Source organism: Actinocorallia longicatena (assembly GCF_039534125.1).
Taxonomy (GTDB): Bacteria; Actinomycetota; Actinomycetes; order Streptosporangiales; family Streptosporangiaceae; genus Actinocorallia; species Actinocorallia longicatena.
This window is the reverse complement of the sequence record NZ_BAAAUV010000018.1, coordinates 121,766-148,317: the sequence shown is the minus strand read 5'-3', so window position 1 is coordinate 148,317 and position 26,552 is coordinate 121,766. Positions and strand designations below refer to the sequence as shown.

Here is a 26,552-nt window from a genome sequence, read left to right as displayed (position 1 = left end):
TGATCAGGGTCACGCCACAAAGAGAGGAAACGCGACACGAGGGTTTCGGAACGCCGGCGGAGACCAACGGGCAAAGGTCTCAGCTTTCAGCCACGGGGTGAATACTTGAAGAATTCATAGGCTGAAGGTGCGCGGCCATGAATCCTGAGAGCAGACTGCTCTGGCGCGCGGAATCGTTTTCGACCGACTCTCTGACCGGTATTCAATAAATTTGGTTGTTGTCATGCAGAAGGTGTCGGCAACGTGCCTATTATCAGCTCCCCACAAGAGTTCAATGTCGAGGATCTGTACGTCGACCTCCGGTCGATCGTCGGATCCCCGCTGTACTTGAAGTGCGAGGGGTTCAACTTCGCCGGCTCGGTGAAGCTCAAGGCCGCCGCAGAGATGGTGGCCGCCGCGGAGCGCAGCGGGGTGATCACCGAGGGATCGGTGCTGGTCGAGTCGTCGTCGGGCAACCTGGGCATCGCCCTGGCCACGATCGCCGCCAGCAAGGGCTACCGGTTCCTCTGCATCACCGATCCGCGGTGCAACACGGCCTCGCAGCGGGTCATGCGGTCGCTGGGCGCGGAGGTCCGCGTCATCAGCCAGCAGGACGCGAACGGCGGATTCCTCGAAAGCCGGATCCGTTACGTGCGCGACCTCGTCGGCTCCAGCGAGAAGTACGTGTGGCTCAACCAGTACGCCAATCCGAACAACTGGCGCGCGCACTACCGGCACACCGCGCCGGCCATCGCCCGCGCCTTCCCCGACCTCGACGTCCTGTTCGTCGGCGCGGGCACCACGGGAACCCTGATGGGCTGCGCGCGCTATTTCAAGGAACACGACAAGCCGGTGACGATCGTCGCGATCGACGCGGTCGGCTCCGTGACCTTCGGCGGGATCCCCGAGCGCCGTATGGTCCCCGGCCTGGGCACGAGCACCCGTCCCGAACTGGTCGACGAGTCCTACATCGACGACGTCGTCCACGTCCCCGAACCCGACACGATCCGGACATGTCATAGCCTGGCCTCGCGGGGCTTCCTGTTCGGCGGCTCGACCGGCACGGTCGTCAGCGGCGCCGTCCGCTGGCTGAACGAGAAGTACCCCGGGGCGGAGCCCGTCGCGGTCGCGATCTCACCCGACCTCGGCGAGCGCTACCTCGACTCGATCTACGAGGAGGGGTGGCTGAACGAGCACTTCAGCCATCTCGACCGCTAGATCCCCACGACCGGATCCTCACTCGTCCCATCCACCCTGGAGCCTCACCCATGACCCAGCCCCCCTCGTTCGCCGTCGTCTCGGGAGAGCAGGTCGCCGGTGCCCTGCACGGACGCGAGAAGCAGGTCACCGCGATGGTCGAGGCGGCCTACCGGCTGCACGGTGAGGCGCGGACGGTCAACCCCGACTCCTACTTCCTGCGCTTCCCCGACCGTCCCTCGTCCCGGATCATCGCGCTGCCCGCGTCGGTGAAGGGCGAGGTCAACGTGCACGGCATCAAGTGGATCTCCTCGTTCCCCGAGAACGTCGCCGCGGGCATCCCGCGCGCCAGCGCCGTGCTGATCCTCAACGACACCGAGACGGGCTACCCGTTCGCCTGCCTGGAGAGCTCGATCATCAGCGCGGCGCGGACGGCGGCCTCGGCGGCGCTGGCGGCCGTCACGCTGGCGGAGAAGCGCGGCGTCGCCCCCCGCAGGGTCGGGTTCGTCGGCGTCGGCCTCATCGCCCGCTACCTGCACACCTACCTGGTCGGCAACGGGCTGGTGTTCGAGTCCTCGAGCATCTTCGACCTGTCGGCCGAGCACGCCGAGGGCTTCAAGGGCTACCTGGAGCGGACCGAGACCGGGCCGGTCACCATCGCCGAGAGCGCGGAGGAACTGTTCACCTCCTCCGACCTGATCGTCCTGGCGACCGTCGCGGGCGAGCCGCACATCCTCGACCCCGGGCTGCTCGCCCACAACCCGCTGGTCCTGCACATCTCGCTGCGCGACCTGTCCCCCGAGATCATCCTGTCGGCCTACAACGTCGTCGACGACGTCGACCACTGCCTGAAGGCCGGCACGAGCCCGCACCTGGCCGAGCAGAAGACCGGGAACCGCGACTTCGTCGACGGCACCCTGTACGACGTGCTGGAGGGCCGGACCACTCCCCCCTCCGACCGTCCGGTGATCTTCTCGCCGTTCGGGCTGGGCGTCCTCGACCTGGCCGTCGCCAAGTACGTCTACGACGAGGTCACCGACGCGGGGGACCTGCAGACCGTCCCGGGCTTCTTCCACGAGATGAAGCGCTACGGCTGATGGCCACCGTCGAGGAGCTCGCGGCGCAGATCGCCGTGCTCCGCGAGCAGATCCCGACCCTGGAGGACCTGCTCTTCTCGGTCGGGATCCAGACCTGGGACGGCGGCCCCTCCGTGGCGGAGGGGACCCGGTTCACGCTGATGGCCGCCCCGTTCCCGCTGCGCGTGCTGTCCGTGGCGGTCAGCTTCGAGTACTTCTCCCTGGCCGCCTCCGACACCGTGTACTGGAAGGGCGTCCTGGAGAAGGGCACGGGCCCCGAAGGGTTCCCCGACATCGCCGCGAGGACGACCCGGCCGACCGGGGCCGACGCCAACGGGCCGATCACCGCCCGCGTGCCGTGGACCTGGGACGCCGCGGCCTGGTCCGACGCCGACCTGGCCAAGGGCCAGCTGCTGACCGTCAACTGGACGCCGGTGGGCCGTCCCGCGGCGCTGCGCCTGCCCGCGCTCTACACCGTGCGGTACCGGCCGCTGTGACCGCCCGGCGCCCGTGGCCGCTGCCGCCGTCCGACGGGGTGCTGGTCCACCATGTCAGCGACACCCATTTCGGGTACCGGCCCTGGTCGTACGCCGAGGGCGACCACATGGCCGCCGATCTGCGCGACAACCTGGTGCCGGTCCCCGACGCCCTCATCCACACCGGCGACATCACCGACCGGGGCAGGGCCGCGGAGGACCGCTACGCCCTCGGCTGGCTGCCGGCGGCGGCACGCGGCGCGCCGGACCTGTGGGCGATGGGCAACCACGACGTCAGGGACCGGCCGGTGCACACCCGCGAGACCTGGGAGAAGGTCTACGGCCGCCCGGCCAACACCTTCCTCGACGTCAAGGGCTACCGGTTCGTCGCCTTCGCCGCCGACGACTTCACCGGCGACCAGGGGATCTGGACGATCCCCGACGCCACCTGGACCTGGCTGGACGGCGTCGTCGGCGCCGCCCCCGGCCCGGTCGTGCTGGTCAACCACTTCCCGCCGCGCGAGCTGGGCGTCTCGGCCCGCAACGCGCTCCAGCCCGCCGCGAAGCTGGACGCCTTCGCCGGCGACCACCCCGCGATCACCGGCTACCTCTGCGGCCACATGCACAAGGCCCTCGACGACCCGTCCGCGGCGCAGTTCGTCCGGCTCGGCGGCCGGTCCCTGCCCGTGCTGTGCGACATCTCCTCGATGCTCAGCCCGGACGTCGTCCGGCAGGGCGAGAGCACCCTGGTCCGCGACCGGTCGGCCCAGGTCCAGTCCTACAGCGCCTTCGTGACGCTCCGCGAGACGCGCTGGGAGATCCGCTACCGCGCCCACGGCACCCGCGGCTGGTCGGGCCCCGGCGGCAACCGCGTGACCTCCCTCGACCTGCGGACCTCCGCCGTCACCCGGACCATGGGCTAGGTTGCGGAGATGCTGCGGATCACCCAGGTCGCCGACGGCGTCCACTTCGCCGAGACCAAGGGCGTCAACTGGACGCTGCTGACCGAGGGGGACTCCGTGACCCTCGTGGACGCGGGCTATCCGGCCGACGCCCCGCTGGTCGCCGCGTCGCTGGACCGGATCGGGCGGCGGCCGGAGCAGCTCCTGGCCGTCCTGGTCACCCACGCGCACGTCGACCACATCGGCGGGCTGCCCGCCCTGCTGGCGTCCGCCCCCGGGGCCCGGGTGCTCACCTCCGAGCGCGAGGCGCGGCACGCCCGCCGCGAGTTCCTGGAGCAGGCGACGCCCCGGGACGTCGCGGCGAACCTGTGGCGGCCCGGGGTGCTGCCGTGGGCGCTGCACATCATCCGGGCGGGCGCGCTGAAGAAGGTGTCCGTGCCCGCCGCCGAGGCGATCACCGGGACCGGCCCGCTCGACCTGCCCGGCCGCCCGGTCCCCGTCGTCACGCCGGGACACACCTCGGGCCACACCTGCTACCACCTGCCGGACACGGGCGTGCTGATCACCGGCGACGCCCTCGTCACGGGCCACTGGACGTCACGGATCGACGGGCCCCAGCGGATCACCCCGTTCTTCGACCACGACCGCGAGGCGGCAGGCACCGCCCTCGGCCTGCTCCGCCCCCTGCCCGCGGACATCCTGCTGCCCGGCCACGGCCCGGTCCACCGCGGCCCGGTGGCCGAGGCCGTCGACACCGCACTCGGCCGCTGAAACCCTAGATTCCCAGGGACGCCGCCAGACGGTCCCGGTGCAGGGCGGGGGTGCCGAACAGGAGCTGGGAGGACTTGGCGCGCTTGAAGAACAGGTGCGCGTCGTGCTCCCAGGTGAAGCCGATGCCGCCGTGGATCTGGATGGCCTCGCCCGCCGCGGTGAAGAAGGCGTCGGCGCAGTAGGACTTGGCCAGGGAGGCGGCGCTCGCGAGGGCCTCGGGCTCCTGGTCGGCGACGCGCGCGGCGTACATGGCGGCGGAGCGGGAGGACTCGACGAGGGTCAGCAGGTCCGCGCACTTGTGCTTGATCGCCTGGAACGAGCCGATGGGCCTGCCGAACTGCCGGCGCACCTTCGCGTACTCCACCGAGAGGTCGAGGCAGCGCTGGGCCCCGCCCAGCGCCTCGGCGGCCAGGACGACGGAGGCAAGGTCGACCACCCGGCGCAGGACCGCCAGGCCGGTCCCCTCGGAGCCGACGAGGCGGCCGGGGGCCCCTTCGAGGGTGACGCGGGCCAGCCTGCGGGTCTGGTCGAGGGTCGGGAGCGGGGTGCGGGCGACGCCGGGCGCCGTGCCGTCGACGGCGAACAGCGAGAGGCCGAGTTCGGTGCGCGCGAAGACGAGGACGAGATCGGCGACATGGCCGTCCAGGACGTAGTGCTTCACCCCGTCGAGGATCCAGTCCTCCCCCGAGGGACGCGCGGCCGCCTGGATGTCGGAGCCGTCCCAGCGGCCGTCCCGCTCGCAGAACGCGACGGTCGCGACGGTCGACCCGTCCGCGATCCCCGGCAGCAGGTCAGCGCAGGCGGACGCGTCGGTGGAGGCCAGCAGGGCCTGCGGCGCGAGCACGGCCGAGGCGAGGAACGGCGAGGGGAACAGGGTCCTGCCCATCTCCTCGAACACGACGGCCAGCTCGGCGAAGCCGAAGCCCGCTCCCCCGTGCTCCTCGGGGATCGCGAGTCCCTGGAGCCCGAGCTGCTCGCCCATCTGCGCCCACACCGCGGTGTCGTAGCCCGCCTCCGTCTCCATCAGCTTCCTGACCGTGGCGCTGGGCGCCTTGTCGGTGAAGAAGCGGCGCAGGGCGGCGCGCAGCTCCGCCTGTTCCTCGGTGACGGCGAGCTCCACGTTCCAGCCTCCCTAGCGAACGCTCCCTAACAAGCGCTTGGGCAACACCCTAACAGTAGTGCTCGCAACGGGATCCAGCGGTGTAACGCGCAGTTCACCAAGAGGAAACCGTCCGCACGCCTCGACCCCCTACGGTCGTTCACCAATGGCCCCCGGGGGCGCGGCGGCGCGGTCGCCAACCGGGGGCCTTGTCCTTTCCCCGAGTCCTTTTCGGACGCCTCTGTCGGGGTACAACCATCTCTGTCCCGTCCCGTCGCGATCTAGGTTCGGAACATATGAGGACTCTCCCCCGCGTCATCGGAGTGGCCGTCGCCGTGGCCGCCGCCTTCGTGCTCATCGCCCAGGGGCTCGGGCTGGTCAGCCTGGTCCCGGCGGACGATGCGAAGGAACCGCCGCCCGCCCACCGGCTGCTCCCCCTCACCACCCCGACCGCGCTCGCCGCGCTCGGCCCCTACGCGGAGGGCCCCGAAGGCATCAAGATGCCGGATTCCGAGGCCGTCACGGGGCTGACGGCCGAGGAGGTGGCCCAGGGCTACGAGCTGGCCAAGAAGCTCCTGACGGTCGCCCATCTCGACCCCGGCGTGCTGTACGAGGGCGAGACCGAGCCCTACGCGCGGCTGCTGTCGGCGCACCAGCGCGACCAGTTCCGCAAGGGCCTGTCGTCGGACGCGGCGGCGACCACCACCCGCGACGAGGTCACCGCGTTCGTCCCCGGCACCTCGCAGAAGTCCGAGCCCATCCGGGTCAGGGGACGCGCGGAGCCGAAGGCCGACACCGTCACCGGCAGCGACGGCAAGCCCTACCAGGGCATCCTGCTGAAGATCGACTTCGAGTTCGTCTACCCGCTGAGCACCGGCGAGGTCATCGAGGAACGCCAGGGCGAGATGTTCGTGACCAAGGGCGGCGGCAAGGGCGCGAAGGTCGAGGTGTGGACCGGCCAGTGGAAGGGGGTCGTCCACGGCGCGACCTGCGAGACCAAGGACGGTTTCCTCCATCCGGGGACCCCCGAGTCGCTCTGCACCCGTCCGTCGGCATGATGTGCGGATGACGTTCTTCCTCCGGGACGGCGACGCCCTGGTCCCCACCGAGATGGCGCACGGCCCCTGGGCCCCCGACATGCTGCACGGACGGCTGCTCGGCGGGCTCATGGCCGAGGCCATCGAACGCGGCCACTCACTGGAGGGGCTGCGGCCGTCCCGGCTGACCGTCGATCTCTTCCGCAACGCCAGGCTCGCCCCGCTCAAGGTCACCACCGACCGGATCAGGGACGGCCGCCGCATCCGGGTCGTCGACGCCGCCGTCACCGGGCCCGACGGGCTGATCGCCCGCGCCAGCCTGGTCCTGCTCAAGCACGGCGGCCACCCGCCCGGCGAGGTCTGGCCGGCGGAGCGTTGGAACGTCCCACAGCCCGAGGACTGCGGCCCGCCCACCCGGCGCAGCGGCGGCAGCGTCCCCACCTTCGACCTGTGGCGGATCGGCGCCGGCGACGACTGGGATCTTCCGCACCGGCGCCGCGCCTGGCTGCGCGAGACCCACCCCCTGATCGGCGACGAGCCGCTCAGCCCGCTGGTGCGCCTGGCGCTCGCCGCCGACCTGGCCAGCCCGACCGCGCACTGGAGCACGACCGGCCTGAACTACATCAACGCCGACTACACGATCACCCTGGGCCGCCTGCCCGAGGGCGAGTACATCGGCATCGAGGCCGGCGGCCACATCTCGGCCGACGGCATCGCCGCGGGCTCCTGCACCCTCCACGACCGCACCGGCCCGGTCGCCTTCGCCACCACCACGGCCCTGGCCAACCGCAAGCCCGGCTAGGCCGTGTCTTACGGATCTTGTCCAGGACCGAAGATCCGTAAGACACGGCCTAGACCAGGCCGCCGGTCGCGCGGATGTTCTGGCCGGTGATCCAGCGGCCGTCCGGGCTCACCAGCAGCGCCACGACGTCCGCGATGTCGGAGGGGGTGCCGAGGCGCCGGAGCGCGGTGATCCGCGAGATCTGTTCCAGTGCCTCGGGCGGGTTCGTGGAGCGCAGCAGATCGGTGTCGGTCGCGCCCGGCGAGACGCAGTTGACGGTGATGCCGCGCTCGCCGAGTTCCAGCGCGGCGATCGCGGCGAGCTGCTCGATCGCGCCCTTGCTGGCGGCGTAGGGGGCGATGCCGGGGCCGGGCCTGACGGTGTTGACCGTCGACAGGAGCACGATCCGCCCGCCGTCGCGCATGGTGCGGGCGGCGAAGCGGAGCGCGGCGAAGGCCGACCTGGCGTTGCCCGCCATGACCCGGTCGAACTCCTCCAGCGAGGTGTCGGCGATCGCGGCGGGCTCGAAGCCGACCGCGGCGCTGGCCACCAGGACGTCGAGGGCGCCCTGCCGCTCCAGCGCGGTCTCCAGCAGGCGTTCGGCGGCCCCGGGGTCGGTGAGATCGGCCTGGACGGCGAAGGCCCCGGTGGCCTCGGCCACCTCGGCGGCCGCGCCCTTGTTCCCGGCGTAGCTGAACACGACGTCCGCTCCGTCGCGGGCGAGCCGCTCGACGATCGCGCGGCCGATGCCCCGCGAACCGCCCGTCACCACGGCCGCCCGGCCTCCGGGAGCGCTCACTTCGCGCTCCTCAGGGCGTCGGTGAGCTTGATGCGGGAGCCCATGCGCAGGACGGAGTTCTCGTACATGCGGCCCGCCAGCCAGACCAGGGCGGCGATGGTCACCAGGGTGAGGCCGAGACCCGCGAACTGCCACCAGACGGGGGCGCCCATGGCCGAGCGCACCGGCATGAGCACCGGTGCGAAGAACGGGACCAGCGAGAGGATCTTCGCGGCGGTCCCGTCCGGGTCGGCCGGGATGAGGCTGAAGGAGAGCATGTAGGGGATCAGCAGCAGCATGTAGACCGGCATGATGACGCCGCCGAGGTCCTCCTGGCGTGAGACCAGTGCGCCGGTGGCGGCGAACAGCAGCGCGAACATCGCGAACCCGACGACGAACCAGACCAGGCCCCACAGGCCCGTCCCGACGAGTTCGCCCCCGGGGATGTCCAGCACGCCGGTCGCCAGGGCGGCCACGACCCCCGCCGTGGTCGCGGCGAGCATCTGGATGAAACCGACCGCGCCGATCCCCGCCACCTTGCCGACCATCAGCTGCCAGGGCCGCACCGCGCTGAGCAGGATCTCGACGATCCGGCTGGACTTCTCCTCCACGACGCCCTGCGCGACCATCATCCCCGCGCTGAACAGCACGCCGTAGAGCAGGAACGCCGCGACCATCGCCAGCACGACGCGCTGGTCCTTCAGGTCGTCGGCGCCCTCCAGCGAGGTGACGCCCACCGAGGTGGAGGCCACCGCCCGCCCGACGGCCGCCGGATCGGCTCCGGCCCTGGCCAGCTCGGCGTTGAGCGCGTCCTGCCGGACCATCACGGTGAGCGTGTTCCTGAGCCCGTCGCCGAGGTCCTTCTTCACGACGACCCGGACCGGGCCGGACAGGACGAGCGCGTCGAGGTCCTCGTCGCGGACCTTCTTCTCCCCCTCGGCCTGAGACCCGACGGTCACGGTCTCGATCTTCTCGCCGAGGCTCTGCGCCGTGGCGGCGATCGGCTGGGAGAGCGCTCCGTCGAGCACGCCGATCTTCGACGGGTCGTCGCCGCCGACGAGCTTGAACAGCACCGAGATGCCGCCGATCAGCACGACGAGCGCCAGCGTCATGATCACGTAGCCCTTGGACTTCACCCGAGTGGACAGTTCCCGCCCCGCGATCAGCCGGACCGTCCGCATGCCGCCGCTCATGCCGCCTCCTCAGCGTTCTCAGCGTTTTCCGCCTTCTCCGCGTTCTCCGCGTTCTCCGCGTCCTCCACGCTGACGACGTGCCGGTAGAGCTCGGTGAGGCTCGGCCTTCGCCACGCGAACTCGCGGACCGGGCCGGCCGCGAGCGCGGCGCGCAGCACCTCCTGGTCGTCGGCCTCCGGGGCGAGCGTCAGGGCCTCGCCGTCCTGGTGGAGGACGCCGGGGACGCCCGAGGCCCAGTCGTCCGGGGCCCCGTCCACCCTGACCACGAGCCGGGCGTCGCCGCCGCTGCGCAGGTCGTCGACCGGGCCCGCCGCCACGACGGTGCCGTCCTTGATGATCGCCACCCGGTCGCACAGCCGCTCGACGAGGTCGAGCTGGTGGCTGGAGAACAGCACCGGGACGCCCTCGGCGGCCTTGTCGCGCAGGACCTCGCTCATCACGTCGACGGCGACGGGGTCGAGGCCGGAGAACGGCTCGTCGAGCACCAGGATCGCCGGATCGTGCACGAGGGCCGCCGCGAGCTGCACCCGCTGCTGGTTGCCCAGGCTGAGCTTCTGCACCTCGTCGCCGGCACGGGCCTCGACACCGAGCCGCTCCAGCCACTTGCCGACCGAGGCGACCGCGCGGTCGCGGGGCAGCCCCCGCATCCGCGCCAGGTAGACGAGCTGCTCGGCCACCTTCATCTTGGGATACAGGCCCCGCTCCTCCGGCATGTAGCCGATGGTGCGCTGGACCTCGGTGGTGATGGGGACGCCGCCCCAGCGGACCTCACCGGCGTCGGCCGACAGCACCCCGAGGACGATCCGCATCGCGGTCGTCTTGCCCGCCCCGTTGCCGCCCACGAAACCGTGGATCTCACCCGCGCCGACATCGAGGTCGAGGCCGTCGAGCGCGCGCACCTCCCCGTAACTGCGGGACACCCCTCGGACTTGCAGTCTCATCTCGATCACACCCCTGAGACTCTGGTGAACTTCGGGTGGTTCCCACCCATCTAAGGACTACACGCGACCGGCCCGGGGAAGATCACGCCCGGCAGACGATCTCGCCGTGCAGGATGGCGAACCAGGCGTCGCCGTCGTCGCTCCAGCGCTGCCAGGCCGCCGACAGCCTGCGCAGATCGTCCTCGGTGGCGTGGCCGTCCCGGACGGCCTGCTCGGCCATCTGCGACTCCACGACCCGGTCGCGCCACATCTCGCCCCAGTAGCGGCGCTCGTCCTCGGTGGCGTGGCACCAGACCGACGCGGTGGGGGTGACGTCGGTGAAGCCCGCGGCCCTGGCCCAGGACAGCAGGCGGCGGCCGGCGTCGGGCTCGCCCCCGTTGGCGCGGGCGCAGGTCTGGTACAGGTCCATCCACTCGTCCAGCTCGGGCAGCAGCGGGTACCAGGTGAACCCGGCGTAGTCGGCGTCCCTGGCGACCACGACGCCGCCCGGCGCGCAGACCCGGCGCATCTCCTTCAGCGCCCGGACGGGGTCGGCGACGTGCTGCAGCGTCTGGTGGGCGTGGACCACGCAGAACGCGCCGTCGGGATAGGGCAGGTCGTAGACGTCACGGGCCTCGAAGGTGATGTTGTCCACCCCCTGCTCCGCTGCGTGCGCGCGGGCCTCCTCCAGGACGCCCTCGGCCAGGTCGATCGCCACGACCCGACCCGGCCGCCCGTTCTCGTCCGCCCCCGCCACCCGCGCGGCGATGTCGGCGCTGATCGTGCCGGGCCCGCAGCCGACGTCCAGCACCTGGCGTCCCGGCACGAAGAAGCGGGCGGCGTAGGCCGCCGAGTTCTCCACGGTCCGCCAGCGGTGCGAGCGCAGGACCGAGTCGTGGTGCCCATGGGTGTACTTCTCAGCGTTCGTCATGATCACAACCTTAACCCAGCATCTCATAATTTGGGAATGGCGTCTCATATTATGGACAGCACGGGCAAGGGAAACGCCGCCCCGCGCGATGCGGAGCGGCGTCGTGGCCGGTACGGACGGGTCCCGTCAGACCAGGAGGGTGAGACGATCTCCGAGGACCGCCGAGGCCGCGAAGACCAGCTGCTCGAGCCGGGTCATCTCCGAGGCGTGGAACTCGGGCGCGTTGGACCGCGCCACCAGGATCGCCAGATCGACGCCCTTCAGCGGGGCCAGCGCGCACTGGGTGCCGTCCGGGGCCTCGAAGGCCCGCAGCCGGACCGGGCCCACGGCGGGCGGCTCGACCCCCTCCCCCGCCGGGCTGGTGTGGACGAGCTTGCCGGGCGTCAGGTGGAGCAGGCCTGCCCACTCAGCGGACAGGATCGCGGGAAGCGCGTCGACGAGGACGGCCAGGCCCTCGCCGGGGGCCGTCGCGAGCTGGCCGATGAGGGCGGCGTCCGGGTGGGCGCCCTGCGGCTCGACCGTCGGCCACAGGCCCTCGACCGTGACGCCCGGTACGGCGTCGAGCCCGGCGATCAGCCGGTCGGCCGACACCCCCGACGGCCAGGAGACGGTGAAGTCGTCCAGGGCCCGTCCCGATTCGTTCTCCAGCACCGCGAGCTGGATGACATCGGCGCCGGCGGCACCGAGCGTGCGGGCGACCCTGCCCAGTGACCCCGGACGGTCCGGCAGCCGGACGCGAATGCGCAACAGCATGAGGCCACCTCCTGTTGACGATTTTCGTCCTGTTGTTCGTCCCTCTATCGTGCAGGTTGCACGTTTCGGGTCTGTTACCCGGTGGTGAAAGAACGGCAAGACCTATCGTGGCGGTTGACCGGCCGTTAGGGTTGCTGCACGTGTCAAGTGAACCTGGTCCCCCCGAAGAAGGCCGGCCTGAGGTGTCCCTCTCAGAGGTCTACGCCGCCCTTTCCGGGTTGTCCGCCACCCTGGAAAGGGAACAGGAGCGCGCCAAGCACCGCGAAGAGATCATCGACCGTCTGCACGAGGAGAACCAGCTCCTGCGGCGCGGTGAGCTCCAGCAGATGCACGATCCCGTCAGGAACGCGCTCTACCGGCTTCTCGACCGGGTCCGTCAGGCCCAGCGGAACCCGCCGGACGCCGAGGGCGTCCCGCAGGTGCTGGACCTGATCGGCGCCGAGCTCGTCGAGGCCATCGAGCGGACCGGGATGGAGAAGTACGAGGTCGCGGTCGGGGACCCCTACGACCGCGATCGGCACCGCCCGCTCGGCCCCGTGCCCGTCACCGACAAGGGCCTCGACGGAACCGTCGTCGAGGTCTGCGCGGACGGGTTCGCCAGAGGCGAGCAGATCGTGCGCAGAGCACAAGTCCGTGTCGGTAAGTATCAGGAAGACTGAGGGCATGGCTGTATACGGGATCGACCTCGGCACCACCTACTCGTGCATCGCCAGCATCGACGACGTCGGGCGGCCCACCGTCCTGCGGAACCTCGAGGGGACCGACACGACGCCCTCGGTGGTGTACTTCGAGTCCGGGGACAACGTGATCGTCGGCGCGCAGGCCAAGGACACCGCGGTGCTGTACCCCGACAACGTCGTCAGCCTGATCAAGCGGGACATGGGCAGGGACGTCCCCCGCGCGATCCACGGGTTCGAGTACAACCCCGAGGAGCTGTCGGCGTTCATCCTGCTGAAGCTCGCCACCGATGCCCAGACGGTGACGGGCGAGGTCGCCAGGGACGTGGTCATCACCGTTCCGGCGTACTTCGGCGCGGCCGAGCGCGACGCCACCCGCAAGGCGGGCCGGATCGCCGGGCTGAACGTCATCGACATCATCTCCGAGCCGATCGCCGCGGCCGTCACCTACGGGGTGCTCAACCCCGAGCGCGACCGCACGATCCTGGTCTACGACCTGGGCGGCGGCACCTTCGACACGACCGTCATCGCGCTGCGCGGCGGCCACATCGAGGTCATCTGCACCGACGGCGACCACGAGCTGGGCGGCGCCGACTGGGACTCGCGGCTGGTGGAGCATCTGGCCGAGCGGTTCACGACCGAGCACCCCGACGCCGGCGACCCGCTCGACGACAAGCAGACCGAGCAGCAGCTCCGCCGCGACGCCGAGGAGGCCAAGAAGGCCCTCACCTCGCGCACGCAGCACGTGGTCCGGGTCATGCACGGCGGCCGCGTGGCCAGCGTCGAGATCACCCGCGACACCCTGGAGGAGATCACCAAGGACCTCCTCGACCGGACGATAGAGATCACCGGGCGGACCCTGGCGATCGCCCGCGAGAAGGGCGTCGAGGACTACGACGACCTGGTGCTCGTCGGCGGCTCCACCAAGATGCCCGCGGTGGCGGCCCGGCTCCAGACCGAGCTCGGCCTCACCCCCAGACTCCAGGACCCCGACCTGGCCGTCGCCAAGGGCGCCGCCCTGTACGCCTTCGAGGAGACGTTCCGGCGGCTGCTCATGGAGGGCGCCCAGGACCAGGCCGAGGAGATGGCCAACCGGGCGGGGCTCTCGGCCGAGCAGCAGAAGCAGATCGCCGCCCGGAAGATCAAGACGGTGGCGTCGCGGGCCTTCGGGATCGTGGTGCTCAACCGGGACAGCCAGGCCGAGGAGGTCGTGCACCTGGTGCTGGCCAACGACGAGCTTCCGGCGTCACGGTCGGAGGACTTCTTCACCGTCCACGACGAGCAGACCAGCGCCGACGTGCGGGTCATGGAGCAGGCGGGGGCGGTGCCGTCGGCGGAGCCGTCCGACAACAACGAGATCGCGACGGGGTCGGTGCGGGTCCCCTCGGGCAAGCGCGCCGGCTGGCCGATCTCCGTCACCTTCACGCTCGACTCGTCCGGGCTGCTGCACGTCACGGCCGTGGAGAAGGAGACGGGCGAGCGGCTCGACCTCCAGGTGGACGTCGGCGGGATGTCCGAGGACGACGTCGAGACCTCGCGCCGCAACCTGTCGCGCGTGCAGGTGAGCTAGGCGCGTGTCGTTCGATGACGACTACAAACGGGAGGTGCTGGAACCGGCCAGGGCGGCCGGTGACCAGCCGCCCGAAGACCTGCGCGTGCGGTACCGGCTGGCCGAGCCGATGTCGGCCGAGAGCGTCACCGCGCAGGTCAAGCAGGTGCGGCAGAGCTGGCGGCGGTCGCGCGGCCAGCTGAAGTACCGCAAGCTGATCGACCGGCTCGAGGCCGAGCACCGCACGCTCACGCCGATCTTCACCGCGGCCGAGCACGGCGACCTCGGGCCGCTGCGGCAGCGGCTGCGGGGCGGCGACGAACGCAACGCCGCCCGCCGCGCCGAGGTCCGCAAGCGCCTGCTCGACGCCGCCGGGCCGCTGCGGCTGCTCGCCCCCGCCGAGTGCGAGGCGATCGCCCGTGACGGCGGGATCTCCCGCTCCGAGCTCGGACAGCTCCTGCGGATCGACGGCGTCGAGGTGCACGAGCCCGACGTCCTGCCGTCCGGGCCGCCCTACCCCGGCTACGCCAAGGCCCAGGAGTCGCTCCAGGTGCTCGGGTCGCGGCATCTGCTGGCCTTCCTCATCGGCGAGCGGGCCGGCGGCATCCGGATCTTCGGCGGGGTCTCGGCGGGCGGTCACCGGATCGACGACATGGGGGCCTTCCAGGCCTTGCAGCGCGTCGCCGGGGAGTGGGCGCGCCGGCCCCGCGACACCAGCGCCACGCACGCCGAGACCGTCCTGGTCGCGCTGCGGACCGCGCTGCGCGAGGGATTCCTGCACGACCTGCTCGGCTACGACCTCGTCTCCCGGCTGCGCGACCGTCGGGCCCAGCGCGCCTCCGACAGCGCGCTGATGGACCTGGCCGTGCGCGGCCTCGGCCTCGATCCGCACGACGCCCGGCGGCTGGTGTTCGCGATCGGCCGCGAGGGCACCGGCGGCTCGGGGCCCTCCGCCCGGCTGCGGGAGCTCCTGGACTCCGGCCAGGCGCACGCCGCCGCCCTGCTCGGCGACTCCATCACCGATCCCGACGCGGCCGCCCAGATCGAGGAGGCGCGGCAGCGCGTGGCGTCGGCGTCGCGGCTGCTCGACGAGGCCCTCGACCTGACCGGCCGGGGCGACCTCGACGAGGCCTGGCTCCGTCTCGAGGACGCCCTGCGGCTGGCGTCCGACCTGCCGGGGGCCGCCGAGCACCAGCGGAGGCTTCCGCCGCTGCCGCCCTCGGACGTCCGGGTCTCCGTGGACGGCACCGGTGTCCGCGTCGTGCACACCGCGTCGCCCTCGCGGGCCGGGGACATCGTCCACGAGGTCGTGCGCCGGGCGGGCCGGGCTCCGTTCGACTCGGCCGACGGCTCGCTCGTCCCGGCCGGAGCCGACCCCGCGCCGCCGGTGAACGTCCCGCTGTACTACGCGGTCTACGCCCGGCGCGGCGAGGCGACCTCCTCCCCCGTCGCCGCCGGGCCGGTCGTGCTGCGTCCCGAACCCGGCCGGGTCGGGCTGGCGGCCGGCGACGGCACGGTGACCGGGCTGTGGGAGTGCCCGGCCGAGGCCGCCCGGATCGTCGTGTACCGGGACGGTGCTCCCGTCGAGGCCGGCCGCGAGGGCTTCACCGACCGCGGCGTGGACAACGGGACCGCCCACCACTACCGGGTCTGCGCCGTCTACCCCGACGGGGCCGGTGAGGTGGAGACCCCGGGTGTCCGGGTGACGGTCACCCCGCACGCGCTGCCCGAGCCCGTCACGGACTTCACGGTCGAGCCCTACGCCCGGGACCGGATCCTGCTGCGCTTCCCCACCCCCGACCACGGCGTCGTCGAGGCGTTCCTGCTCGACCGCGACCCGCCCTGGCCGCAGGGGGCCGTCCTCCCGCTGGCCGATCTCGCCGGGCAGCGGATCGACGCGACCCCGCACGCCCAGGGCCTGGTCGTGCGGCCGGGCGCGAGCGGGGTGCTGCTCCTGGTGACCGTCGCGGGCGAGTCGGTGGCGATCGGGGCGTCGCGGCGGCACGTGGACCTGCCCGCGCCGAGCGGCCTGGTCGCCCAGCGGCGCGGGGCCGAGGTGCATCTCGGCTTCGTCTGGCCCGGTGACGCCGCCGCCGTCGCGGTCACCTACGAGATCGCCGACGGGGCCGCGAAGCGCATCAGCGTCTCGCGCGCCTCCTACGCCGCCGAGGGCGGGGTGCATCTTCCGGTGCCGGAGTCCGACCCGGTCAGGGTCGGCGTGTGCGGCACCTCCGACCACGACGGGGCGATCCTGACCGGGCCCGCGGTCACCGCGACGGTCGCCGCCCGTCCCGTGGTCCGCTACGACGTCGAGACGGCGGGACCGCTGTGGAAGCGCGCGCTGGTGATCACGCTCACGCCGGAGAAGCCGGTCAGGCTGACCCGGCTCGACCTCGTCGTCCGGGACGGCAAGGTGATGCCGCAGCGTCCCGGTGACGGTGAGATCCTGGTGTCCTGGCAGGATTTCGACCTGAGCGCGCCGACCACGCTGCGGGTCCCGATGCCCAAGCGGGAGGGCCCCTTCTGGCTGAGGTGCTTCTCCTCGCCGGAGGCCGAGCTCGCCGATCCCCCCGTCCGCAGACTGAAGCAGGAGCGATGAGAGCTCGGGCCAAGAAAGACGCCGTCACCTGCCCGTACTGCTTCGCGGTCATCGCCCGCCAGCAGATCGCCTACCGCTGCCTCGGCCGGGCCGGGCGGGGCGTCGGCTGCGATCCCGTGCTCGACAAGGAGCTCGCCGGCTACCTGGGCACCCAGGCGGGCGCGGTGCTGCCGCCGGTCTTCACCGGCCGCGGGGCGAGGTCGCAGTGCCCCGCCTGCTCGCGGGAGAGCGGACGGCGGGTCTGCCCCGAATGCCACCACGAGCTGGCACCCGCCTACTGCGACACCCCCGGCCGGATCGTGGCGCTGGTCGGGGCGAAGAACGCGGGCAAGAGCACCTACATCGCGGTGCTCCTGCACGAGCTGCGCAACCGGGTCGGCAACGAGCTGGAGACCTCGCTCGTGGCCTGCGACGACCGGACCATCGAACGGTACAAACGGGACTTCGCCCGGCCGCTGTTCGAGCAGGAGCGGCTGCTGCCGACCACCCCGAGCGCCGCGACCGCGCCGCGCGAACCCCTGGTCTACCTGCTGTCGCGACGGGTGAAGGGCCGGTTCGGGTCGCGCACCGAGGCCCTCACGCTCGTCCTGTTCGACACCGCGGGCGAGGATCTGCGCAGCCGCGACGTCCGCGATCTGCACCTGAAGTACCTCGAGGCCGCCGACGCGATCATCTTCCTGGCCGACCCGCTCGAACTCACCGACGGCGCCCAGGAGAGCGAGCCGCTGGACGTCCTGGCGCGGGTCACCGAGCCGCTCGCCCAGCGTCAGGGCGGCCGGATCAGGGTGCCGGTCGCCGTCGCCCTCACCAAGATCGACGCTCTTCCGCTGCCGCGCCAGTCCGCCCTCCACCGCTCCCGCACCCGTTCCGGAGCCCTCGACGCCGACGACCGCGAGTCGGTCGACGCCCAGGTCAGGGCCCTGCTGCACGACTGGGGCGCGGGCGATCTCGACCGCTATCTCGACCAGCACTACGAGGAGTACGGCTTGTTCGGCCTTTCGGCCCTCGGCGCGATGCCGCGCGAGGACAAGGTGGGTCCCGGCGGCGTCCGCCCGTACCGGGTCGAGGACCCGCTGCTGTGGCTGCTGCACCGCTTCGGCATGCTGGACGCCTGATGGCCTGGCAGTTCCACTACACCTCCGCGCGCTCGGCGACCCGGTCCGGTTTCCAGTTCACGGCCGTCAGCCCGGATCCGCCGCCGGGCGCGGAGGCCGACATCTCGCCCTATCTGGGCTACCGGCCCCCGCCGGACGCCCCGCCCTCCCCCAGCGACGCCGAGCTCGCGGACCTGCCCGTCGCGCTCGGCTACGACGTGGTGAACGGCCGCGCGCTGCTGGTCCGCTCGCGCTACCTGGGCAAGGACTACTCGGGCCGGTTCGGCAACTTCCTCGCCCACGCGGTCCTCGCCGATCCGGCCGAGCTGGAGGGGTACCGCCCGATCGAGTTCTGGCAGGCGCCGTTCTGGCACGAGGCGCCCGCCGCGTCCCTGCCGGCGCTGCACGATCCCCTGCCCGGCGACGCCTTCGACCCCGACTCGCTCGGCCACTGGCTGGCCGCGCTACCCGACCCCTATCCACTGCTGACCACCCTGCTCGACGCGCTCACCACCGGCCAGGAGCGAATCATCCTGGTCTCCCCCGACGCAGGCGAGATCGCCCGCTGGATCGCCGTCCTGTCCTACTCGCTGCCGGTCACGGCCGCCGCCGCGCTGTCGTTCACGACCTACAGCGCCGACCCGGTCGCCTCGCCGCACCGCCTGGTCGGGACCACCCCCGACACCTGGGCCTCGCTGCGGACCGACCATCCCCGCCATGTGCTGCCGCCGGGGAGGTCCGGGGAGACCCGTCCCGGGACCGGGGAGGGCGGGCCGTTCGCGCGGGCCGTCGCCGCCTGCTGGCGGGAACGCGATCTCGAGGGCCTGGACGCCCTCGCCGAGCTCGCGGAGCTGAACGCGGGAGGCTACGAGGCGGCCGCGGTGCTCCTCGCGATCTGCCGGGGCGGTGAGGTGCCGCCCGCCAGAAGGGCCGCGGCGGTGCGGCTGCTGGGCGAACCCCACGTCCCCGGCTGGGTGTGGTCCCGGCTCGACCCCCGCGACCTCGACTTCGACGTCGCCGCGGCCGTCCACCGGCACTCGCCCGTCAAGGACCAGGTCGCGCTCGCCGCCTACCACTGCGCCCGGCTCGCCATCAACATCCCCGACCTGCGGCCGCGGCTGGGCGAGATCACGGTGTCCGCGCCGGACGACCTGGCGCCCGCCCTGGAACGCAAGCTCGCCTCGGCGGAGACCCTCGGGGCACTGGCCGGGCTGACCTCGGTCGCCCGGGAGCTCGGCGTCCAGGTGCTCGGGCCGCAGGCGCAGCGGACGGCCTTCTACCTGGTCAACCCGCGTCCCGGTGAGGAGCGTGACCCGCTGGAGCCCGGTGACCTGGTGGAAGCGGTGAGGGGTGTCGCCGACGGCTGGCGCCCGCCGCTGCTGGCCGGGATCTGCGACGGCCTGGAGCGCGGCGGGGCGGCCCTGCGCCGCGACCTCCTCGATTCGGCCACCTGCGACGTCCTCGCCGACGTCGTCGAGGACGCGCCGATGGACCGGTGCCCGGAGGTCGCGCTGCATCTGCTGCGGTCCCTGACCGACCGGCACGGCGTCCACGGGGAGCCGACCGTCGCGCTGGCCCGGCGGCTCCCGGGGAACACGGCCGCGGCGGGGCTGCTCGCGGCCGAGGGCGTCCCGGACGAACGGGATCCGAAGGAGGCGGCGCGGGCCCTCGGGCAGGTGTCGGGGGCGCTGGCCACCCACACGGTGCGGAGCGTCGCCGACCGGCTGAAGCGCCGGTCGCCGGTGTTCCGCGCCTCCCTGCTGAAGCTCCTCGACCGCGGCCTGCGCGACCGGCTGATCCACCGCTGGATCGAGACGGCCGACAGCCGGGGCGACCGGTTCGAGCTCGTCGGGGTGGCATTGCGCGCGCCCGGCACGCCGCTGGACGCGTGGGTGCGCACCCAGACCGCCAAGAAGCTGACGCTGTTGCAGTTGGAGGCCTACTTCAGGGACGATCAGAGCCTTCGCGCCGCGCTCAGAGAACTGCGGGGATGAACCCATGACCCAGGTGCTGTGGTTCCTCGCCGCCGTGGCATGGGCGTTCGTCATGTGGGCCGGATTCGTGTTCGTGTTCCCGCCGCTGTTCGCCCTCACCCTGACCGCCGTCACCATCGGGGCGTTCGGGTACTACCTGGTGACGGCGGCCAAGGCGCTCGTGCCGTCACGCGCCGACGGCCTGTCGCCGGTGCTCCCGTCCGACGGGGTCTACCGCAACTACCTGGTGCGGCAGGTCTGGCTGGACTGGCAGGCACTGGCCGGGACCGTCGTCCCCCGCATCTACGGGCTCGCCGACCAGGCCGTCCGGCAGATCACCCAGCGGCTGCTGTCGGGGGTGTGGGGGTTCTTCCTGTTCCCCGTGTGGGTGGCGCTGTGCGGCGGGATCGTGCTGGCGGCGCTGCCCGTCGCGCTGCTCGGGGTCGGGCTGACCCTGCTGTACGGGGTGGTCGCGACGATCGGGCTCGCGGGCTGGCTGGCGTGCGTGCTGCTGCTGGCGGCGGTCGAGCAGGCGTTCATGGCCTACGGGCGGATCCTGCAGACCTGCCCGCATCCGACCTGCTACAAGCGGATCGGGCTGCCCGTGTACTCCTGTCCGCGCTGCGGCCGCAGGCACGACCGGCTGCGGCCTTCGACGGCGGGGGCGTTCCGGCACGTCTGCGAGTGCGGGGCCCGGCTGCCGACGACCGTCCCGCTGGGCCGGTACCGGCTGGCGGCGTCCTGCCCGCACTGCGGCGGACGGCTTCCCGACCGCATCGGCCGGGTGCGGGTGGAGCCGGTCCCGTTCATCGGCGGCCCCGCGGCGGGCAAGACGACCTTCATGTTCCTGGCGATCCGCGCGATGCACGCCAGGGCCCGCGAGATCGAGGGCCGCGTCGCCTTCGTGGAGCAGCGCCACCAGCAGGCCTACGCCAACGCCGTCGAGGAGTTCGCCCGCGGCGGCCAGCTCGCGAAGACGGGCCCGGAGCTGCCGCTGGCGACCATGGTCGACCTGGAACTCCCCGGTGCCCGCCACCGCATCCTCTACCTGTACGACCCGGCCGGCGAGCACTTCACGGGCGCCGCCCAGGTCGAGTCGCTGCGCTACCTCGACCACAGCGAGGCCCTGATCTTCGTCCTGGACCCGTTCGCCCTCCCCGAGGTCCGCCGCACCCTCACCGAGGCCGAGCGCTCGGTCCCGGTGGCGACCTCCGACGAGGACCCCTCCGACACCCTCCAGCGCGTCCTGAACGAGCTCCGCTCACGCCCCGACCGAGGCCGCCAGAAGCGCATCGCCGTGGTCGTGACCAAGGCCGACCTTCTGGCCCGCACCTCCATCGGCCGCGACCTGAGGGCCGACCCCCGCGTCTGGCTGGACGCCCTGGGCCTCGGCAACACCCTCCGCACCCTCGACCAACTCGCCGCCGAGGTCCGCGTCTTCCCCTCCGGCTTCGACACCCCCATCCGCGACGTCGCCGCCCTGGTCGGCTGGGTCACGGGCCTGGCCATCACCGGCAGGGGCCCCGTCATGGCCCCCGACCTCCCGCCCGACCTCCGCGAGGTCCCCCCGGCCCTCCCCCTCCGCGCCCCCTGGGAGGCGAAGGGCCGCAAACCGGGCCTCGTCCCCATCGGCCACCAGGCGGGCCGCTGGTCCCTCCTCGCCGGGCTCACCACGCTCACCACCATCGCCCTCATCACCACGGCCGTCACCACCTGGCACCATCTCCCTCTGTACTAAGACGGCGAACAGAGGGAAGGTAAAGGGCGTCTAAACGCAACAGAGGGGCCGCCGGTGGGGCGGGCCAGGGCGGGGAGGGCGCGTATGCCCGTCGAGACCGAACCGGTGCCACGCGCGCCGGAGATGTCGACCAGGGCGATGGTGCTGCTCGGGTCCGTGATGACGGTCGGGGTCGGACTGGTCCTCGGGCTGACGCTGCTGGTCGGCGGGGGGTCGAGCGCCGGCAAGCTGGAGGCCGGGGCGGCGGGGACCGTCCCGCAGATCACCGGGTTCACCAGCAACAAGGCCACGTCCGAGCTCGCGTCGCGCAAGCTCGCGGTCGGCGGGGTCATCCAGGTGCCGTCGTCGCTGCCCGCCGGGCAGGTCGTCCGGACGTCTCCGAAGATCGGGTCGCAGGTCGGTGAGGGGACGCCGATCCTGCTCTACGTCTCCGCCGGGACGGGCGGCGCCGGGGGCTCCGGCAAGGTCACCGTCCCCTATCTGATCGGCGTCCAGGCGCCGGCCGCGCAGACCGTCGCCCGGCAGCTCGGGCTGCGGCTGGAGTTCACCGGTGGGGGCCGTGTGACCGGCCAGGATCCCGAGCCGGGGACCTCGGTCGACCGGGGTACCGCCATTCAGGTGACATTGCAGTAACCCCCGTGCTTTTAGGTAGACCGTACTCATCCGTTCGTGACTTTCCGGACGGATGCTCGGGGAGACGAGAGATTCCTGGGGGTCGCAGATGCGCCGTTCCGTGCTCACCGTTCTGGTGCTGGTGGCCGTCATGGCACCGCCTCTCAGCAGCCCCGCCGGCGCCCACGAGCATCCCAACGGGTCCATCGACAGGGTCACCCCCGGGGCCGTCCGGGTCGAGACGTCCGCGCATGTGGAGATCACCCTGTTCGACGACCGGTCCCAGCTCAAGCAGCTCACCCGCACCTACGACGTCCCCCTGGGCAGCGGCAGCGGGTTCACCGTGTCGCCCGACGGGATCATCGTGACGGCCACCCAGGCGGTGACGAGCGGCCAGGACCCGGGCGTCTACGCGGCCAACAAGATCTTCGCCGAGTACTTCAAGAAGGACATCCCCGCGGACTTCTCCAAGCACACCGCGGGCACGGGCGACCTCGACTTCCGTCTCCAGGCCTGCTACCCGCCGCGGCGCAGCGAGTCGACCTGCATCAGCACGGTGACGCCGACCGTCCGGGTCTTTCCCAACACCGATCCGCCGAGCACGGACGGGCTGCCCGCGAGCGTCCTCAGGGCCGGGGACGGCCCGTCCGCCCCGACGATCGTCAAGCTGAACAAGACCGACGGCAACCTGCCGACCGTCCCGCTGGCGGGGGCGTTCGGGCAGACCAAGGCCAGCGACCTGATGGCGTTCAAGAACGGACGCCCCGCGACGACCAACCCGCCGACGACCGACACGATGCACTTCGACCCCGCGGGGTCGCAGACCGTCCTCGGCGAGGACCGCGACAAGATCGGCAAGCTGCTGAGCAGCGGCGCCGTGGGCGGAGCGATCGTCGACGACACCAGGAGCGAGGTCGTCGCCCTGATCTCCGGCGCCCCCGGCGACCTCAAGATCACGACCGCGCAGGACATCCAGAAGGCGCTGACCGCCGCGGGCGTCACCGCCCGGCGCGGCCCCGTCGACGTCGTGTTCGAGACCGCGCTCGCCCAGTACCACGACCGGTTCTACGGCCTGTCGATCCCGGTGCTCCAGCAGGTGCTGAAGCTGCGGCCCGACCACGCGGTCGCGATCGAGCACCTGCGCAACGCCCAGGCCTGGAAGGGGACGTCCAAGGAGGCCAAGCGGCCCTCGGAGAGTTCCTCGGACGGCACCTCCTACTTCACCGCCTGGACGATCGGGCCCGCCGTCCTGCTGGTGGCCGCGCTCGGTGCCGGCTTCCTGTTCCTGCGGCGGCCCAAGCCCGCTCCCGGCGGCGGCGTGCCGCCGAACCTGACCGTCATGGACAGCGGGCCACGCCAGGTCCGCACCCCGCCCGGCGGGCCGAGCGGGTCCGAGCCGATCTGGACTCCGGTCGCCTCGGCGGCGGGCCGTCCGCAGTTCGCGGCGGCCCCCCGCGAGCCGAGCGCGGGCGACCGGCCCGAGTACTGCACCCAGTGCGGCATGCGGCGCGGCCCCGCCCATCGCTTCTGCGGCTACTGCGGCCATCCGGCGGACATATGAATCCCCCCGAGGACCGCTCCGCCGCCCTCACCGGCCGGATGATCGGGCCCTACCAGGTGCTCGACCTCATCGGCCGCGGCGGCATGGCCGAGGTCTACATGGCGCGCGACCAGCGGCTCGGCCGGGTCGTGGCGCTGAAGATCCTGGCACCGCACCTGGCCTACGACGAGCGGTTCCGGCTGCGGTTCGTCCGGGAGTCGCGGACCGTCGCGGGGATGGACCACCCCTACATCATCCCGATCTTCGAAGCGGGCGAGGCCGACGGGCTGCTGTTCATCGCCATGCGGTACGTCTCGGGGCTGGATCTGCGTGAGCTCATGACCCGGTCGGGGATCCTGCCGCCGGACCGCGCCTGCGCGCTGCTCGGCCAGATCGCCTCCGCGCTGGACTCCGCCCACGAGACGGGCCTCGTCCACCGGGACGTGAAACCGGCGAACGTCCTCATCTCGGGCGGTGGATCGGATTCGGGCGAGCATCCCGAGCACGTCTATCTGACGGACTTCGGGCTCACCAAGAGCGCCTCGTCGCTGTCCGGGCTGACCAGCCAGGGGCAGTTCGTCGGGACGCCCCGCTACATCTCGCCCGAGCAGATCAGGGGCGAGCAGGTCGACGGCCGCTGCGACCAGTACGCGCTGGCCAACGTCGCCTACGAGATGCTGGCCGGGACCGCGCCCTTCCACCGGGAGAGCCAGCTCGCGCTCATCTACGCGCACGTCCAGGACGAGCCGCCGACGCTGACCTCGCACCGTCCCGACCTGCCTCCGGCCGTCGACGGGGTGTTCGGGCGGGCCCTGGCCAAGCATCCGGCCGCCCGGTACGGCACGTGCCGGGAGTTCGTGCTGGAACTGCGCGCGGCCCTCGGGGAGCCGGTGTCCGATCCGAGGCTGCGCTCGTTCCCGCCGATGCACGTCCCGCAGCAGTACCGGCCGACGGCCGACACCGTCCCGCCGATCTCACGAGGCTCGACGATCATCCAGCGGACCACGGCGGGCCGCAAACCGTGGCGGCTGATCGGTGCGGCCGTCGCGGCGGCGGTCGCGCTGCTCGCGGGGGCTGCGCTGTTCTTCCAGGGCGGCGGCACGGCCCGTTATCCGGGCAGCGCGGCGGCGCCGTTCAGCTTCCCCTACCCGCAGGCGTGGAAGGCCAGCACCCACTCGGACGTGTTCGCGGTGGCCTCACCGGAGGCGCCGAAGTTCGAGGCGCTGTTCCAGACGCCCGTCTCGGCCGACTGGTCGGGGGTGGCGAAGCTCGGCGGCGGCTCGTCGGTCGGCGTCTTCGCCCGGGTCAGCGACACCCTGAACACCGCGCCGGACAAGAACCTGCAGTACCTGCTGCCGGGCACGGTCACCCTGGGCGCGGGCGTCCCGACCACGGCGGGCGGCCATCAGGCGACCCGCTTCCAGGGCTCGGTCGCCGACCCGCAGCAGAGCTCGCGGCTGGACCTTACGGCGCTGGTGATCCAGCGCGGCTCGTCCCCCGCGGCGCTGCTGGTCTACTTCTGCGCGCCGGGTCACTGCGACACGTCCTACGCGGGCGAGCTGGAGACCGATCTGGCCTTCACCGGCTGACGATCTGCGCCCGGTACCGCTCGAGCAGCTCCGGGCTCAGATCGAGCAGCTCCACGAGTTCCTCGGCGATGGCCGCGTCGATCACCGCCATCTCGACCTCGCTCAGCCCCGTCAGCTCCTCGCCCACCGCCCCATCGTAGGCCCGCCGCACCTTTCACCCGCGCCCCCCTCGTTGTGGTAGCAACCGAAGGGAGAGACGAGTGAAGGGACGTTCTTGATAGCCAAGCACTTCGACACCGCCGGCCTCCCGCCCGAGGACCGCTTCCCCTTCTGGCACGAGCTCACCGCGCAGAGCTACTTCGCGTCCTGGGCGAGCAGCCCCGACGCGGACGACTTCCTGGCGTCGGTCAGCGGGCTGGATCTCGGTGACGTCCGGGTCCAGGTGATGACGATGCCCCCGGTCGACTGCCGCAGGACACCGAAGCTGGTCAGGAGCGACGACCCTGAGCAGTACATGCTCGGGCTGTTCCTCGACGGCGACGGCACGATCGACCTCGCGCGCGAGAGCGCTCCGATCCGGCCTGGCGCGTTCTTCCTCATCGACAGCTCGCAGCCGTTCCGGAGCAGGAACGGGCGGTCCACGGTGCTGTCGGTCCACCTCCCCCGGTCCGCGGTCGCGCCGCACGTTCGGTCCGCCCGGGGGCCGGGCGTGCGGGTGTTCCCCGCGGCCGGAGGGGTCCCGGGGGTGCTCGGCCGCTACCTCACCGAGCTGGTGCGGGAGTCCGCGGAGTACTCCGCCGCCGACCGAACGCACCTGGCGGCCGCGACGACCAGCCTGGTGAGCGCGGCGCTCGCCCAGTGGCTGGGCGAACGCGAGCCGGAGCGGAGCAGGGACCAGGTCCTCCTCCTGCGGATCCACGACTTCATCGAGGAGCACCTCGGCGACCCCGGCCTGTCCCCCCGGACGGTCGCGGAGCGCCATCAGCTCTCCGTCCGCCAGCTCCACCGGGTCTTCGGCAGTTCCGGTCAGAGCGTCGCGGCCCACATCCGGTCCCGACGGCTGGAGCGGTGCCGGTTCGACCTCGCCGACCCCTCCCTCGGCGCCCGCTCCATCCAGGCCATCGCGGCGCGCTGGGGCTTCGGCAGCCCGTCGCACTTCAGCACGGTGTTCCGCGACGCGTACGGCGTCTCCCCCAGCGACGTCCGGGAGGCGGCGGCGTTCGATCCCGGCACGGAAACGCAAGGGCCCGGCACGCGAACGAAAGATGAACGGCGATCATCATGGTCTGCTGGTCGCACCCGGAGGGCCTTCGTGCGGCTCCACGACGGCCTCCCCTCGAACCTCTGA

Annotated in this window: 24 protein-coding genes; 17 read left to right on the top strand and 7 right to left on the bottom strand. The window is 72.2% G+C overall.

Annotation, left to right across the window (positions count from 1 at the left end):
• Positions 1-243 precede the first annotated feature (243 nt).
• The 5 genes from sbnA to ABD785_RS29130 are packed head-to-tail and all read left to right on the top strand — an operon-like array spanning position 244 to position 4,401.
• Complete coding sequence (gene sbnA, locus ABD785_RS29150) at positions 244-1,197, top strand: 2,3-diaminopropionate biosynthesis protein SbnA (RefSeq protein ID WP_344834674.1); 954 nt, start codon at positions 244-246, stop codon at positions 1,195-1,197.
• A 50-nt stretch (positions 1,198-1,247) separates the two neighbouring features.
• Entirely contained in the window at positions 1,248-2,273 is a 1,026-nt protein-coding gene (gene sbnB, locus ABD785_RS29145; protein WP_344834673.1) for a 2,3-diaminopropionate biosynthesis protein SbnB, read from the top strand.
• Positions 2,273-2,749, top strand: coding sequence for a hypothetical protein (locus ABD785_RS29140; protein WP_344834671.1), 477 nt, complete (start codon positions 2,273-2,275; stop codon positions 2,747-2,749). The genes sbnB and ABD785_RS29140 overlap by 1 nt, the downstream gene beginning before the upstream one ends.
• Positions 2,746-3,651, top strand: a complete 906-nt coding sequence (locus tag ABD785_RS29135) for a metallophosphoesterase family protein (protein WP_344834669.1) — start codon at positions 2,746-2,748, stop codon at positions 3,649-3,651. The genes ABD785_RS29140 and ABD785_RS29135 overlap by 4 nt, the downstream gene beginning before the upstream one ends.
• 9 nt (positions 3,652-3,660) lie before the next feature.
• Positions 3,661-4,401 (top strand): MBL fold metallo-hydrolase, encoded by a 741-nt coding sequence (locus ABD785_RS29130; RefSeq protein ID WP_344834667.1) that lies wholly within the window; start codon positions 3,661-3,663, stop codon positions 4,399-4,401.
• A gap of 4 nt (positions 4,402-4,405) precedes the next feature.
• Here the strand turns inward: ABD785_RS29130 and ABD785_RS29125 are convergent, their stop codons facing one another.
• Entirely contained in the window at positions 4,406-5,521 is a 1,116-nt protein-coding gene (locus ABD785_RS29125) for an acyl-CoA dehydrogenase family protein (protein ID WP_344834663.1), read from the bottom strand.
• 275 nt (positions 5,522-5,796) lie between these two features.
• On the opposite strand from ABD785_RS29125, the gene ABD785_RS29120 reads away from it, so the two are divergent.
• Positions 5,797-6,558: a hypothetical protein gene (locus ABD785_RS29120; RefSeq protein ID WP_344834661.1), complete on the top strand. Its 762-nt coding sequence runs from the start codon at positions 5,797-5,799 to the stop codon at positions 6,556-6,558.
• 7 nt (positions 6,559-6,565) lie between these two features.
• Positions 6,566-7,339: an acyl-CoA thioesterase domain-containing protein gene (locus ABD785_RS29115; protein WP_344834660.1), complete on the top strand. Its 774-nt coding sequence runs from the start codon at positions 6,566-6,568 to the stop codon at positions 7,337-7,339.
• A 49-nt stretch (positions 7,340-7,388) separates the two neighbouring features.
• Here the strand turns inward: ABD785_RS29115 and ABD785_RS29110 are convergent, their stop codons facing one another.
• The 5 genes from ABD785_RS29110 to ABD785_RS29090 form a co-directional block, all read right to left on the bottom strand.
• Positions 7,389-8,117: an SDR family oxidoreductase gene (locus ABD785_RS29110; protein ID WP_344834659.1), complete on the bottom strand. Its 729-nt coding sequence runs from the start codon at positions 8,115-8,117 to the stop codon at positions 7,389-7,391.
• On the bottom strand, positions 8,114-9,289 hold the full coding sequence (locus ABD785_RS29105) for an ABC transporter permease (protein ID WP_344834658.1): 1,176 nt from the start codon (positions 9,287-9,289) through the stop codon (positions 8,114-8,116). The genes ABD785_RS29110 and ABD785_RS29105 overlap by 4 nt, the downstream gene beginning before the upstream one ends.
• Positions 9,286-10,230 (bottom strand): ABC transporter ATP-binding protein, encoded by a 945-nt coding sequence (locus tag ABD785_RS29100; RefSeq protein WP_344834655.1) that lies wholly within the window; start codon positions 10,228-10,230, stop codon positions 9,286-9,288. Before ABD785_RS29100 ends, ABD785_RS29105 begins: the two co-directional genes overlap by 4 nt.
• An 82-nt stretch (positions 10,231-10,312) precedes the next feature.
• The gene (locus tag ABD785_RS29095; protein WP_344834652.1) at positions 10,313-11,140 is read right to left on the bottom strand and encodes a methyltransferase domain-containing protein; all 828 of its coding nucleotides are present in this window, start codon (positions 11,138-11,140) and stop codon (positions 10,313-10,315) included.
• Positions 11,141-11,266: 126 nt separating this feature from the next.
• The gene (locus tag ABD785_RS29090; RefSeq protein ID WP_344834649.1) at positions 11,267-11,893 is read right to left on the bottom strand and encodes an ACT domain-containing protein; all 627 of its coding nucleotides are present in this window, start codon (positions 11,891-11,893) and stop codon (positions 11,267-11,269) included.
• A 182-nt stretch (positions 11,894-12,075) separates the two neighbouring features.
• On the opposite strand from ABD785_RS29090, the gene ABD785_RS29085 reads away from it, so the two are divergent.
• From ABD785_RS29085 to ABD785_RS29045, 9 genes are all read left to right on the top strand, one after another.
• Positions 12,076-12,552 carry a nucleotide exchange factor GrpE gene (locus ABD785_RS29085; RefSeq protein ID WP_344834646.1) on the top strand — a complete coding sequence of 159 codons (477 nt, stop codon included), beginning with the start codon at positions 12,076-12,078 and terminating at the stop codon, positions 12,550-12,552.
• Between the two features lie 4 nt (positions 12,553-12,556).
• Entirely contained in the window at positions 12,557-14,140 is a 1,584-nt protein-coding gene (locus ABD785_RS29080; protein ID WP_344834643.1) for an Hsp70 family protein, read from the top strand.
• A gap of 4 nt (positions 14,141-14,144) precedes the next feature.
• Entirely contained in the window at positions 14,145-16,718 is a 2,574-nt protein-coding gene (locus tag ABD785_RS29075; protein ID WP_344834641.1) for a SaeA-related protein, read from the top strand.
• Positions 16,715-17,833: a TRAFAC clade GTPase domain-containing protein gene (locus tag ABD785_RS29070; RefSeq protein ID WP_344834639.1), complete on the top strand. Its 1,119-nt coding sequence runs from the start codon at positions 16,715-16,717 to the stop codon at positions 17,831-17,833. The genes ABD785_RS29075 and ABD785_RS29070 overlap by 4 nt, the downstream gene beginning before the upstream one ends.
• Entirely contained in the window at positions 17,833-19,806 is a 1,974-nt protein-coding gene (locus ABD785_RS29065; protein WP_344834636.1) for a GAP1-N2 domain-containing protein, read from the top strand. The genes ABD785_RS29070 and ABD785_RS29065 overlap by 1 nt, the downstream gene beginning before the upstream one ends.
• A gap of 4 nt (positions 19,807-19,810) precedes the next feature.
• On the top strand, positions 19,811-21,523 hold the full coding sequence (locus ABD785_RS29060; protein ID WP_344834634.1) for a TRAFAC clade GTPase domain-containing protein: 1,713 nt from the start codon (positions 19,811-19,813) through the stop codon (positions 21,521-21,523).
• 84 nt (positions 21,524-21,607) lie between these two features.
• Complete coding sequence (locus ABD785_RS29055; protein WP_344834632.1) at positions 21,608-22,156, top strand: PASTA domain-containing protein; 549 nt, start codon at positions 21,608-21,610, stop codon at positions 22,154-22,156.
• 88 nt (positions 22,157-22,244) lie between these two features.
• Positions 22,245-23,696 (top strand): hypothetical protein, encoded by a 1,452-nt coding sequence (locus ABD785_RS29050; RefSeq protein ID WP_344834629.1) that lies wholly within the window; start codon positions 22,245-22,247, stop codon positions 23,694-23,696.
• The gene (locus ABD785_RS29045; RefSeq protein ID WP_344834626.1) at positions 23,693-25,264 is read left to right on the top strand and encodes a serine/threonine-protein kinase; all 1,572 of its coding nucleotides are present in this window, start codon (positions 23,693-23,695) and stop codon (positions 25,262-25,264) included. Before ABD785_RS29050 ends, ABD785_RS29045 begins: the two co-directional genes overlap by 4 nt.
• On the opposite strand, the gene ABD785_RS29040 is transcribed toward ABD785_RS29045, so the two are convergent.
• Positions 25,254-25,391, bottom strand: coding sequence for a hypothetical protein (locus ABD785_RS29040; protein ID WP_344834623.1), 138 nt, complete (start codon positions 25,389-25,391; stop codon positions 25,254-25,256). The two genes, ABD785_RS29045 and ABD785_RS29040, sit on opposite strands and share 11 nt — an antisense overlap.
• Positions 25,392-25,478: 87 nt before the next feature.
• On the opposite strand from ABD785_RS29040, the gene ABD785_RS29035 reads away from it, so the two are divergent.
• A complete protein-coding gene (locus ABD785_RS29035; protein WP_344834621.1) occupies positions 25,479-26,552 on the top strand; it encodes a helix-turn-helix domain-containing protein in 1,074 nt (357 codons plus the stop codon).

Bases quoted from the DNA above. Each gene is read 5' to 3' on its own strand.
- sbnB (WP_344834673.1), top strand. From the start codon at position 1,248: ATGACCCAGCCCCCCTCGTTCGCCGTCGTCTCGGGAGAGCAGGTCGCC.
- ABD785_RS29140 (WP_344834671.1), top strand. From the start codon at position 2,273: ATGGCCACCGTCGAGGAGCTCGCGGCGCAGATCGCCGTGCTCCGCGAG.
- ABD785_RS29130 (WP_344834667.1), top strand. From the start codon at position 3,661: ATGCTGCGGATCACCCAGGTCGCCGACGGCGTCCACTTCGCCGAGACC.
- ABD785_RS29120 (WP_344834661.1), top strand. From the start codon at position 5,797: ATGAGGACTCTCCCCCGCGTCATCGGAGTGGCCGTCGCCGTGGCCGCC.
- ABD785_RS29115 (WP_344834660.1), top strand. From the start codon at position 6,566: ATGACGTTCTTCCTCCGGGACGGCGACGCCCTGGTCCCCACCGAGATG.
- ABD785_RS29105 (WP_344834658.1), bottom strand. From the start codon at position 9,289: ATGAGCGGCGGCATGCGGACGGTCCGGCTGATCGCGGGGCGGGAACTG.
- ABD785_RS29100 (WP_344834655.1), bottom strand. From the start codon at position 10,230: ATGAGACTGCAAGTCCGAGGGGTGTCCCGCAGTTACGGGGAGGTGCGC.
- ABD785_RS29095 (WP_344834652.1), bottom strand. From the start codon at position 11,140: ATGACGAACGCTGAGAAGTACACCCATGGGCACCACGACTCGGTCCTG.
- ABD785_RS29090 (WP_344834649.1), bottom strand. From the start codon at position 11,893: ATGCTGTTGCGCATTCGCGTCCGGCTGCCGGACCGTCCGGGGTCACTG.
- ABD785_RS29080 (WP_344834643.1), top strand. From the start codon at position 12,557: ATGGCTGTATACGGGATCGACCTCGGCACCACCTACTCGTGCATCGCC.
- ABD785_RS29070 (WP_344834639.1), top strand. From the start codon at position 16,715: ATGAGAGCTCGGGCCAAGAAAGACGCCGTCACCTGCCCGTACTGCTTC.
- ABD785_RS29065 (WP_344834636.1), top strand. From the start codon at position 17,833: ATGGCCTGGCAGTTCCACTACACCTCCGCGCGCTCGGCGACCCGGTCC.
- ABD785_RS29060 (WP_344834634.1), top strand. From the start codon at position 19,811: ATGACCCAGGTGCTGTGGTTCCTCGCCGCCGTGGCATGGGCGTTCGTC.
- ABD785_RS29055 (WP_344834632.1), top strand. From the start codon at position 21,608: ATGCCCGTCGAGACCGAACCGGTGCCACGCGCGCCGGAGATGTCGACC.
- ABD785_RS29050 (WP_344834629.1), top strand. From the start codon at position 22,245: ATGCGCCGTTCCGTGCTCACCGTTCTGGTGCTGGTGGCCGTCATGGCA.
- ABD785_RS29045 (WP_344834626.1), top strand. From the start codon at position 23,693: ATGAATCCCCCCGAGGACCGCTCCGCCGCCCTCACCGGCCGGATGATC.